At 36.0% G+C, this 12,000-nt stretch carries 11 protein-coding genes and 1 riboswitch; of the genes, 5 read left to right on the forward strand and 6 right to left on the reverse strand.

From position 1 onward, the window contains the following. The first annotated feature begins 54 nt into the window (after nt 1-54). Nucleotides 55-720 (forward strand): GntR family transcriptional regulator, encoded by a 666-nt coding sequence (locus V7124_RS23885; RefSeq protein WP_335494072.1) that lies wholly within the window; start codon nt 55-57, stop codon nt 718-720. A 162-nt stretch (nt 721-882) separates the two neighbouring features. Here the strand turns inward: V7124_RS23885 and V7124_RS23890 are convergent, their stop codons facing one another. The 4 genes from V7124_RS23890 to V7124_RS23905 form a co-directional block, all read right to left on the reverse strand. Further along, on the reverse strand, nt 883-1,569 hold the full coding sequence (locus tag V7124_RS23890) for a hypothetical protein (RefSeq protein WP_335494074.1): 687 nt from the start codon (nt 1,567-1,569) through the stop codon (nt 883-885). Continuing rightward, entirely contained in the window at nt 1,566-2,462 is an 897-nt protein-coding gene (locus V7124_RS23895; RefSeq protein ID WP_335414956.1) for an ABC transporter ATP-binding protein, read from the reverse strand. Before V7124_RS23895 ends, V7124_RS23890 begins: the two co-directional genes overlap by 4 nt. Further along, a complete protein-coding gene (locus V7124_RS23900; protein ID WP_335494076.1) occupies nt 2,459-2,830 on the reverse strand; it encodes a GntR family transcriptional regulator in 372 nt (123 codons plus the stop codon). Before V7124_RS23900 ends, V7124_RS23895 begins: the two co-directional genes overlap by 4 nt. 209 nt (nt 2,831-3,039) lie before the next feature. Then, nucleotides 3,040-4,035, reverse strand: coding sequence for a phosphatidylglycerol lysyltransferase domain-containing protein (locus V7124_RS23905; protein ID WP_335494078.1), 996 nt, complete (start codon nt 4,033-4,035; stop codon nt 3,040-3,042). 367 nt (nt 4,036-4,402) lie between these two features. Then, nucleotides 4,403-4,486: riboswitch (cyclic di-GMP riboswitch) on the forward strand. 31 nt (nt 4,487-4,517) lie between these two features. Here V7124_RS23905 and V7124_RS23910 point away from each other — a divergent pair. Continuing rightward, a complete protein-coding gene (locus V7124_RS23910; protein ID WP_335494080.1) occupies nt 4,518-7,562 on the forward strand; it encodes an Ig-like domain-containing protein in 3,045 nt (1,014 codons plus the stop codon). Between the two features lie 229 nt (nt 7,563-7,791). Next, nucleotides 7,792-8,475, forward strand: a complete 684-nt coding sequence (locus V7124_RS23915) for a class I SAM-dependent methyltransferase (RefSeq protein ID WP_335494082.1) — start codon at nt 7,792-7,794, stop codon at nt 8,473-8,475. A gap of 179 nt (nt 8,476-8,654) precedes the next feature. Here V7124_RS23915 and V7124_RS23920 read toward each other — a convergent pair whose 3' ends face one another. Continuing rightward, the gene (locus V7124_RS23920) at nt 8,655-8,894 is read right to left on the reverse strand and encodes a spore germination protein (RefSeq protein WP_335494084.1); all 240 of its coding nucleotides are present in this window, start codon (nt 8,892-8,894) and stop codon (nt 8,655-8,657) included. Nucleotides 8,895-9,156: 262 nt separating this feature from the next. Next, entirely contained in the window at nt 9,157-9,369 is a 213-nt protein-coding gene (locus tag V7124_RS26310) for a pyruvate formate lyase family protein (protein WP_420490586.1), read from the reverse strand. A gap of 354 nt (nt 9,370-9,723) precedes the next feature. Here V7124_RS26310 and V7124_RS23925 point away from each other — a divergent pair, with 354 nt between their 5' ends. Next, on the forward strand, nt 9,724-10,713 hold the full coding sequence (locus V7124_RS23925) for a hypothetical protein (RefSeq protein WP_335494086.1): 990 nt from the start codon (nt 9,724-9,726) through the stop codon (nt 10,711-10,713). 322 nt (nt 10,714-11,035) lie between these two features. Then, nucleotides 11,036-12,000: AAA family ATPase (locus tag V7124_RS23930; RefSeq protein WP_335494088.1), on the forward strand; the 965-nt coding region annotated here is incomplete at its 3' end.

Below are 12,000 nucleotides of genomic sequence, written 5' to 3' on the forward strand. Positions count from 1 at the left end.
TGTTAGATTTATGGGATTTTTCCCATTTCGAATAGAGAACGGGGAGCTGTTACCTTGTCTACAATAGAAACTTCACTTTTGACTACACAAGTTTATGATGTATTACGGAGTAAAATTATTGGGCGAAAATACTTGCCTGGTGAAAAGCTGGATATCCAAAAAATAGCAGATGAATTAGGTGTTAGCCGATCGCCAGTAAAAGATGCCATTAACCAGCTGGTTCACGATGGACTAATCGAAATCATCCCCAGAAAAGGAACCTATGTTACACAATTAAACTTTACTGATTTTATTGAAATACTTGACTCACGTTTGATGATAGAGACCTGGGCAGCACAGCGGGTAACTCCCTCTATGACTGATGATCAAGTAGACAAATGGGGGGAAATTGTCCATGAAATGGATTCATTACTTGAAGTAACCCCCTTTCCTTTTGAGTTGTATAGTAAATTAGATATGCGATTCCATAAGATGCTTGTAGAGTGGGCAGGGAATAAAAAAGTTTTAGAAATTTACTCTTCTTTAAATATCCATGTTTCCTTATCCCGAATTGTTCATTCTACTTCACTAGAAAGTACAATTAAACGACACCAAGACCACAGAACTTTATTTGTAGCCATGCAAAATCGGGACCTGCCAACCATTCTAGGCACGTTAACTCTGCATATTACGAATTTAAAGGATGAAGCTAAATTGCGTTGGGATGAGGTCATGCTTTAATTTAGGTACTAGTTCACCTACGTTTAACATAAACAAGCTGACGAGGTAATATAGCCACGTCAGCTCGTTCTTTTTTGTGATAAGGTTCACCGCACCTATTTAAGCGGCGGTTTCACTCCTTTACATTGGAACAGTTCCTGCCCCCTGTCCATGTGCAGGCACTTAAACGGTTGCTCTTCTCAATAACAAATACGGAAGGCATATATATATAAGAGTAGGAAGGATGAGCCCATATGCAATTTCAATAGCAGTATGACTTGCGAACCATTGAAAAATATCCATCCAAGCCCCATAGTAAGTTACAAACAGTACAATGGCACTTGAGACCAATATCGAGGATATTGCTGCAATTAGTACACCTTTACCGCCAAAGCGGCGAACTAGGCTGGATATTAAGAATCCAAGAAAGAAAAAATTAATAAATAAAATAATATAGATTGTGAACTGTTCCAAAAGTGTCCCATCATTCAAATAGGGTAAGTGAAAGTAGTGGAACTGGTCTCCCCAACCATTTGTTGCGTTTTCAATGGCTGATAAGATTACCAATAATATTGCGTATAATATATTTGTAACGACGGCCATAACGACAGTACCAAGAAAATAGTCAGTTCTTCTAATTGACATACCAATTGCATATGGAAAGGTTTGAGTTACGACAAGGATCCCCAAAACCAGCATATAAACAATGATATAAGAGAACCCCCCTCCAGAATAAAATTCTTCATCGCCTGGAATAAAAAGGCTGATGATAAAATTCAGAAGAAATACTGAAAAGAGAATAAGATTTGGTATTAAAAACCATGCCCATTTATCTCTAAAATACATTTTTAACACACTTTGAATATTCATTGGGCAATCGCTCCTTTTTGAGTAGACTTTCCTTTTGTTAAATGTACAACCAATTGCTGTAATGAAACTGGGGAAATTTCAAGTCCACTAGCTGCTGCCAGGTTCCAATCAGAGATGTTCTTACTTTGAATGACTGTAGCGGAAAGCAATCCTCCAAAGGGCTCACGATGAATAACCTCTTTGCCTCTTAGAAACGCTTCTACTTTTCCAGTTTGGCCTGTTACCGTAAACGCAGTACCACGTAAATTCTCCGCTTCATCATTAATAATGATTTGACCATTGTCGACGACTAAAATATGCTCAAGTAAGTTGCTTACCTCATCAATTAAATGGGTGGAAAGAATTACAGTGCGTGGATATTCTGAGTAATCTTCCATCAATCTATCATAAAATAATCCTCTTGAAACCGCATCAAGCCCTAAATATGGTTCATCAAAAATGGTTAACGGTGCCCTACTGGCAAGGCCGATGACGATTCCAACTGCAGATTGCATTCCCCTTGACAATTTTTTTGTTTTTTTCTTTAAAGGTAAATTGAAATCTTTAATGAGGGACTGTGCAAACTCCTCATCCCAATTTGAAAATAGTGATTTTGACACTTCTAAAATATCATTAACACTGAAGTTATCTGGATACTTCTGACTTTCTTTGATGAAACAAATTTTACTTAATACTCTCCTGTTTTCTTCGGGATTCTCACCAAAGACTTTTAATTCACCATCAGTAGGAAAAACCTGAGCTGTTAATAATTTCATTAACGTTGTTTTACCTGCCCCATTTCTTCCAAGTAAACCGCAAATTTTATTCTCTTCAATCGTAAAACTGACATTATCAATGGCTTTAAACTCACCATAAAACTTATCAAGCTGGTTAACCTCGATTACCTTTTTCATACTTTCTCATCCCCTCTCCGAATCATATCTGCCAATTGTTCAACTGTAATCCCTAGTTTCTTTGCCTCATGGATCATCGTGACAATATACTGATCAAAAAACTGTTCTTTCCGTTTGTTAATGACCTTTTCTCGTGCTCCTTCTGCAACAAACATTCCGATCCCCCGCTTTTTATATAAAATTCCTTCATCCACCAATAAATTAATACCTTTCGCAGCCGTAGCAGGATTAATTTTGTAAAATGTGGCGAATTGATTTGTGGATGGAACCTGTGATTCCTCGGTAATCCTGCCCTCAATAATGTCATCTTCGACGCGTTCGGAAATTTGTATAAAAATTGGCCTGCCATCATCAATTAATTGTTTCATATCCTCACCACCATATTGGTTAGTTACTTATGTAATCAACCATATAGCAAAAGAACTATAAAGTCAACAAATTACCAAATATTCACAAGTGTACTTGGGAAGAAATTTTTGCATAGAAAAAACCCCTTGTTCCTAGGAGTTTTAAAATACACATTATTAATAAGGTTAAAAAAGCTTAGAAATCCAAATGAGGATCCATTTTTCAGAGTTTACCGGTAATTAAAATTTTTAAGATAAACCCGGTACCGGTGTAAATTTAATTCTGGTCTAAACCGTTCTTTAAAAAAACTTAAGCCTTGATCTCCCAGATCGCTGCCATCGTTCATGTATTCAATAGAAGAATTGACCTTATAACTTTCTTTTACCAATTCACATAAAAGCAGCTCCGATAGTCCCTCAACCTTATGGTCACTTTTCCTTAAACACGTCCAGGATTGACCTGTTGGCAAACAACCTCCTGATGTCATACCAACAATTTGACCATCAATTTCAACAACTAAAACAGTATGGTCCAACTCATCTGGGTACTTTAAGATTTCCTTAAAGTACTTACCATCAAATATGGATTCATCTTGCTCGTTTGCCCAATTATTATTAAACTCCATTACCTTGTGATAGTCGGTACCCGCCATATATTTTCGAATAATAGCTTGAGGATACTTACGATGGAATTTATTGATCTTTCTGCGGACGTATGCGAAATCCTTTCCAGCCAAGTTGATGAGTTTTTGAATACTATAATGTCTCTCAATCCCCAATAATTTTTTAGGGTCAAAAAGTTGATTACATTTCCTGGAGGATTGTAAAAATTGCAGTTGGGCTTCGTTAATAGTCCGTATCCTGCTATATATTTGATTTCCCGTTAACTTGTTCAACTTATAGCAGTAAGCCAAACATTTATATAGGACTTTAACGACGTGTTCTGCATCTCCTTTCCCAAAAGGCAGACAAACAAGAGAAAGAAATTGATGCTGCACATTATAAAAAAACGGTACTAACATACCATCAATGATTTTCCAAACCGTTTTCCTGTTTCTTGACTGTGAAGATGCCCATAGGTAAGCAAAGTTAGAGGACCAGGCGGTAGCCGGATATTCGCTTTCCTTAATAAACTTATCAAAAAGAAGTTTGTCGTTAAGGTCAATTTCATTGAACAGCCATTTGCCAATGAATATTTGCTTTGGATTTTTATTAGCTTGATCCATAGTCCCCCTCCTTAGAGTACCTTGTCTTAAATCCGTTCATATAGTTTATGAAATAGGGATTTTAATTGTACCTGATGGTATAGAAGGTAATAAACTAAATTTTTGACGGACAGGACCTCATTTACTTATGGTACGGTTCACCGCAACAGACCTAAAATAATATTTGAAAATTACAATCTTCTTTATTAGTAATTTTTGTCGTTTTTCATTAAATATTGTCGAAGGGTAATTATACCTATAAACTATCGATTGAATTATAATAATCTCATAGAGTGGTGTTCGATATAACGAATAAACTAGTTGTATACTTCGTTTTTTTGTGAGGCGGAGACGAAGGTACTATTTCCTGTACATGCTAGTTTTTTCCTTACACCAGGGAAGCTTTGAAGTATAACCTTTATCTGGACACTTGGGTTATATGGAGCTAATAGTGTAACCGGCCCTCTTATTTAATAATACATTTTTAAGAGGAGAAGTTGTAAATGAAGAAAAAACAGATTAGTAAAACAGGAATTGTTGTTCTTGCCAGTGCTTTAGTCTTCACTCCCGTTGCTCCCTCGATTCAAGCGGCACCTAGTCCTGCAAAAACAACAGTAGTCTCTACAGGAAGAACGGAATTAAACAAAGTTACCGGTGTTACCACGTTAAACCCCATTCCTGCACGCGTTGATAATGCTAGTACAGTTCTAGTAAGCGGGACTGTAGTAATTGATGGACCAAAATTAGAATTGAAAGTAAATGGAGAAGTTGTCAGTGCAGAGACTACAAAAGTTACGGATAAGCTTTGGACATTTGAATATGTCCACCAATTAAATCTGGAAAATCTTTCCGAAAAAAAGGATGAGCAAATCACAGTCGTAGCCTATACCGTTTACTCAAATGGCAAAAATGCAGGTGCCTTTCACACTAGTGCAGCCCCAGTTAGCAAAACTGTTGATTTAACTCCACCTGATATTTCTTTTAATGATTACACTAAAGATTGGATCAATCAAAGCATAACGGTTTTTGCTAGTATCAATGAAGAAGGGACGTTGAATGCTAATAGCCATACCTTTGATAAGAATGGTAGTTTTACCTTTACCGCAACGGACTTAGCTGGTAATACATCTGAAAGAACAGTGACAATTGATAATATTGATAAGGATGCCCCTGAAGCTGATGTTGAGTACTCTACCACTTCTCCTATTAATACGGATGTGGTTGCAACCATTGTAGCTAGTGAAGAGGTCACTTATACGAATCTTGATGAATTACCTGATACAATTTCGTTTAATGAAGCAGATGAAACTCTTACCTTTACTGAGAATAGCAGCTTTGAGTTGAAATTTGTTGATAGAGCTGGAAACCCTGGATCTGTGTTTGTATCAGTTGAAAATATTGATAAAACAGCACCAGTTGGTTCCCTTACTTATTCTACTAGTGATTGGACGAATGAAGATGTAAACGTAACAGTAGCTATGACTGAACCAGTTGATATTACAAATCTCGAGGCTTTACCAGAAACAGTTACCCTTAAAAAAGTAGATGACTTAAAATATAATCTTATATTTTCAAAGAATGAAAGTATTATCTTGGAGTTTAAAGATAAAGCTAAGAACACTGGCGAGGTAGAAATTAATGTAGCAAATATTGATAAAGTGGCTCCTACAGCTGAAGTGAATTATTCAACTACAAGGCCTACAAACAAAGACGTAGTTGTTACAATCACTCCAAGTGAGGATGTCACCATCCTTAACAACGAAGGTTCTCCTATTATCACTTTCACTGAAAACGGCGAGTTTGAATTCCTCTTTGTTGATAGAGCTGGAAACACAGGGACTGCTCAGGTAAAAGTAGAGAATATCGATAAGGTCGCTCCTGTCATTACGATAAGTGAGTATTCAACCGACTGGACGAACAAGGATATAACTGTTACTGCCAGCATTAATGAGGCAGGTTCACTTAATGAGGTAAGCCACACATTTACCGAAAATGGCAGCTTTGAATTTGTTGCGGAAGACCTTGCAGGTAATGTTACACGGCATACTGTCCAAATTACTAATATTGATAAAGTTAAACCTGAGATTACAGTTAAGCCTTATAACACTAATTGGACAAACCAAGACATTACCGTTGAAGTAACTATGAATGAAGAAGGTTCACTCAATAAAACAAGTCATATCTTTACTGAAAATGACACATTTACTTTTATTGCAACCGACCGTGCCGGGAATGTAACAGAGCTTCCAGTTACGATTTCCAATATTGACAAAGTAGCACCTGAAATTATCGTTAAGGATTATACTACTAATCCAACGAATAAAGATATTACCGTAGCCGTAAGCATGAACGAACCTGGAACACTTAATCAAGAAAGCTATACCTTTACTGAAAATGGAGAATTTGAGTTCATCGCTGCAGACCGTGCAGGTAATGAAACTAGGAAACTAGTTAAAATTACAAATATTGATAAGGTTGCTCCAGTTATCACAGTATTTAGTTACAATACTTCACCGACTAACAAGGATGTGGTTGTAACAGCTGAAACGAATGAAGGAACTCTGAACACAAAAATTCATACCTTTAAAGAGAACGGGTCTTTTGACTTTATTGCCACCGATGAAGCAGGCAATGTAACTGTAGAAACTATTACCATCACCAATATTGATAAAACAACACCGGTCATAACAGTAAATCCGTACAATGCAAATCCGACAAATGAGGATGTTGTAGTAACGGTAACAATTAATGAGGGCACTTTAAATGCAACTTTCCATACTTTTGAACAAAATGGAGAATTTGAATTTGTTGCAACCGATGATGCTGGAAATGTCACAAGAAAAACAGTAAGTGTTTCAAATATTGATAAAACACCACCAACAGTAAGCAATGTAATTAATGGGTTTGCTTATAACACCAATGTTGTTCCTACTTTTAATGATGGCACTGCTACATTAAATGGAGAACCATTTACTTCTGCTACAACCGTTTCTGCTGATGGTAGCTATACGTTAATCGTGATCGATGCAGTAGGAAATAGTACAACGGTTACCTTTACAATCGATAAAACCGCCCCGGTAGTGAGTGGCGTAGCAAACAATCAATATTACAATAGAGACGTAACTCCTACCTTCAATGAAGGAACAGCGACTTTAAATGGTAACACCTTTATTTCAGGGACAACTGTTTCTGCTGAAGGAACATACACACTTCTTGTTACAGATGCAGCTGGAAATGAGACAACGGTTACCTTTACGATTGATAAAACGAAAGCTAGCTTAACTAATGTGAAAGCCATAACCATTCAGGGTAACACTAAAACAACAACTGTTTCAGGAGGTTTCGCTGAGCCTGGTGCAGCCATTATTGTTTATTTAATAAATAGCAATGGATTAAAAGGTGATGAGCTAGGTAATACAACTGTCGGTCAAGACGGCAGATTTAGTTTTATTCTTAACGAGGTAGTAAGTACCAACACTGATTTAATTGTAACTGCAACCGATAAAGCGAATAATGTATCCGAGGTTACTGTTACGGTTAATAAGTAACTAAAAAAGACTATCTGTCGCCAAAAGACAGGTAGTTTTTTTATTATTTAGGCGACTCATTCGAACCAAACTTACTTATGATAAGGTTCACCGTAACTTTGAAAGGATCAGTTTTTCTTTGGATACGGATCAAAAATGGGAAGGAACCATCCTATTTATATAATCATATTATACAAATAAGATAATAGAGAAGGTGGTTCTCATTAGGTCTTCAATGTATTTAGATTTTTTGTCCAAATTTGGCGTTAGTGGTGCACATCCCGGTGGTATTAAACTAACAAAACAAATATTCGAGAACGAAAATATTAACGAATTTTCCCACATCTTAGATGTAGGTTGTGGCACCGGCCAAACATCTGCCTATTTAGCGGCACGTTATGGTGCAAAAGTAACAGGGATGGACTTTAATCCCATAATGGTGGAAAAAGCCAAAAATAGAATGATAAAATACCAATTACCCGTGGAAATTATTCAGGGCTCAATCGAGAAATGTCCGTTACCAGACAGTAAGTATGACTTTATTATTGCCGAATCTGTTCTTTCTTTTGTCAACAAGCCTAGAGCACTTAAGGAAATATTTCGCTTATTAAAGTATGACGGCCGCTTAATTGCAAATGAGCTTACCATTAATAGAAGGCTTGGGTCGAATTATGAGGAAGAAATTAAACAATTTTATGGGTTAGATTCTATCCTCATGGAAAAGGACTGGATAACCTTATTTGAACAGGTTGATTTTAAAAATATAAAAACTTTTTTAAGAAAACCATCTATCCTTCATAACGATTCACTACCCGAATTCCAGTACTCAGAGTATATTGAACCTGAGCTATATAAAATCATGCAACAGCATTTTAATTTAATGGTAAAATATCAGGGGATTTTGGGCTACAGAGTATTTATTTGTACTAAATAGTCATGTGAAAGCATTCATGAGCGATTGCTCTAGGCCCCAATAGGTGAATTTGGGTGGCCTGCTTTCACTGCGCTGGTTCTTCACTAATGTAAAGAAAGGCTTGTTGGAGCAGCACACTCGACCATTGGCTTTTTAAATCGAGTAGGAGGGGGGTTAGCCCCCTTCCTCTCACGACACCATCATTGACTTTTGTCTGACGAAGATGAATTTTCGCTTTGACCTTGATCACTTTTATCGGAATCTTGAATACCTGTAATAATCAGGGAATTAGCAGGTGAAAAATCTCCCATTGAAAAATTAGCACCAAATAATTTTAAGTTTGAAGTATGGCTATTGTGTAAGGTTCTTCCTATATTAATACTTGCATTTGATGCCATCCCGTTTACATGCAGGTTGAAAATCTTAATTTGATTAGACATAAGAGCCTCCAATTAAATGCAGGTTTTGAATTTAATATAAAATATGTAAAACAAGCATAATTAGAAATGGACAAACATGGAATTTACTATATACAGTTTTTATCCTACTCTTATGGATGACCTCAATTTTTCTTTATTAATACGACAAAGACTTGTTCCCTAGAGGTTACACCGATACAAACGCACATAAAAAAGGCCTGTAGTGGCATTTCCACTACAAGCCTTTTTTGCATCATTTTTACGGAAATGATCCATATCCCTTTCAGCATATAATGTCGGTTGCAATAAGATCGGCATAGTCGTCATCATTACCGTATTTAGGCACACCAAGGCAGTCACGATGTATTTGTTCGTACCCTTTCCAGTTGGCATCAAGAGCTTTTTTTATATTGTTTATTTGATCTTTTAAAACAAAACTTTCCTCATTGAATTTAAGTACCCAATAAATAGTAAAGCCTTGGGGGTTATTTCGTATTGTAGGTTCTCCACTATTTTATTGAATAATATCTGCAAATTCCATTGATGATTTGCACTATAGTTACTTTTGGACAAATAAGATGAGATTATATTTTTAATAGATTATAGAATTAAGGATTCATTCAAATAAAAACAGATAAAGGCAACTACCAATTAGGTTAAGTTGCCTCATTTATAACTTATCGAAAAAACCTCATTTTCTTATGGTACGATTAAGCGTTTAATCTATTAAAATGTGTTTTTATATCACTATATTTACCCATTCAAATGGCCAATCGTTTGAGTAATTTATAGTATGTGAAAATTTGTTTTTTCACTATAACAAATTATTTATAGAAAGGAGTGTTTATGTTTGGGTATTCGAAAAGAATTTCTTTATATTGCTGATGTCATTGATGACACCGTAAAACGTTTTGATGCATTCACTGGGGTAGAATATGACCCTTTTGTAACATCAGGGAGTGGCGGATTATTCGGTCCTGCGGGAGTAATTTTTGACCATTTAGGCGATCTTCTTGTCTCCAACCAGAATGTTGGACAACCCAAGAATGGTGAGATTTTGAAGTACAATGGAAAAACTGGAGCCTTTATAGGTGCAGTCATCAGTGCCGACCAAGTGGGAGCCCCGTTTGCACCACGCGGAATCGTTCTCTCTGCTAACAATATTTTGTATGTGGCAGACCAACAAAGCCCCAGTGAAACCGAAGAACCACAGCAGGGAGAATTGAGGGCATATAGTTATAATGGTACTACGGCCAATTTTATTGGTACCTTCAACCATTCTGGCTTCAACGGACCATTTTTTCCCCGCGGTGTGGTGATTGGACCAGACGGCTTGCTTTATGTCTCTGTTATAAACCCTTTAAACCTTCCTGAAAGTCGGATTGATGGCTGGGTGCTTCGTTTTGATCCGGAAACAATGAATTTTATTGACATATTTGTTCAGAATGACGGCACAAATCCCCATTTTCCAGAAGGGTTAGTCTTCGGTCCCGATGGCAACCTCTATGTTACCAGTTTCCGAGTAAACACTGGAGACAATACTCAAACTGATAGTATTTTTATCTTTGATGGTCTATCAGGCGACTTTCTTGACAAAATTGACCTGGATGCTATCGGAGGACTGCGGGCTTTCGCTCAGGCAATTCTATTCGGACCAGATGGAAAATTGTTTGTTCCCATTAGGTTTCCCGAATCAGATAATGGCTCAGTACGAATCTATGATGTTCAAACTAAGCCTTTTGATTTTGATGTGTTCATACCAGCAGGCGGACCTTTAGGATTCCCTCAGTATCTGACATTTGGAAAAACTAATCCCGGGACTTTAGCATACGAAGAATAAAGAGTGACAAATTCTGACCGGACAAGCCCTTCTGGAACCATCGCAGGGCTTCTTTAATCAGGGAGAAGAAAACTTAATCTCTAAAATAGGGAAATGCCGGGCGGCAAATATGTAGTGCCGCCTGAATTATTTTAATCTTAAAGTTGTGTCACTTGTGGTACGGTTCACCGTGACTAATATAAATGAGGTTCCTCTTTTTCTATAAGATATATAATGCCCCTTATAGTTTAAACGAAAAATACTATGTTATATTCCCTCTATATTTGGATATATTAATAAGGAGACTAATCCTATTATCTAAAATTAGAGGGGAGGAATTAGTTTGTTAGTAGAATTTAGAGTTAAAAATTTTAGAAATTTCCAGGAAGAGTTGGTATTAAATTTGAACCATGTAGAAAGCTATGATTTTAGTTATGATGCTATAAAGGACCAAATAATTAAAACATGCTTAATTTATGGGAAAAATGGTAGTGGTAAATCTAACTTAGGTTTGGCTTTACAAGATTTAACGCATCATTTAACGGATGATAAATATAAAGTAAAATCCTATAATAATCACTTTAACTTTCAAACAAATAACGTTTCCACTTTCCTATATCAATTCAAATTTGGTACATCTTCTCTAATATATAAATATACAAAAGAGTTACCAAAAAGACTCCTTAAAGAAGAGTTGTATATTAATGATACTAAAGTTATTTTCTACGATCACTTAACACATGAATGTTTTGTAACTTTGGAAGGAGCTGAGAGGTTAAACAAGGATTTAAAGGGTAAGCAAATTTCATTTGTAAAATACCTTTGTAGAAATACCATTCTATCAGAAACTATAAATAGTTACTTGTTAAAAAAATTCATAAACTTTGTAGAAAAAATGAAAATTGTTTCATCTTTCAGTCTAAGTTGTAATTTTGAAGAGGAAAGTCACGAAATTGAAAAAAAGATTATAGATAGTGGGAAATTAAAGGGTTTAGAACGCTTTATGAAAAATGTCGGCGTTGAGTATTCATTATTTGAACGAGAAATCGACGGTGAATCATTTATTTATTGTGATTTGGATGGGAAATCTGTAAACTTTTTTCGTATTGCCTCAAGCGGTACTTATTCCCTAGTATTATTATATTACCAATTAATGGAATTACCTAACCTCTCACTAATCTTTATTGATCAATTTGATACTTTTCTGGAAAATAAATTGGCCGAATTAGTTATAAAAAAAATATCAAAAAGTAACACACAGGCTATTTTGACAACTCATAATACAAGTTTGATTGATAATAATATTCT

Origin of the sequence: Neobacillus niacini (genome assembly GCF_036961885.1) — a bacterium.
GTDB classification, from domain to species: domain Bacteria; phylum Bacillota; class Bacilli; order Bacillales; family Cytobacillaceae; genus Neobacillus; species Neobacillus niacini_H.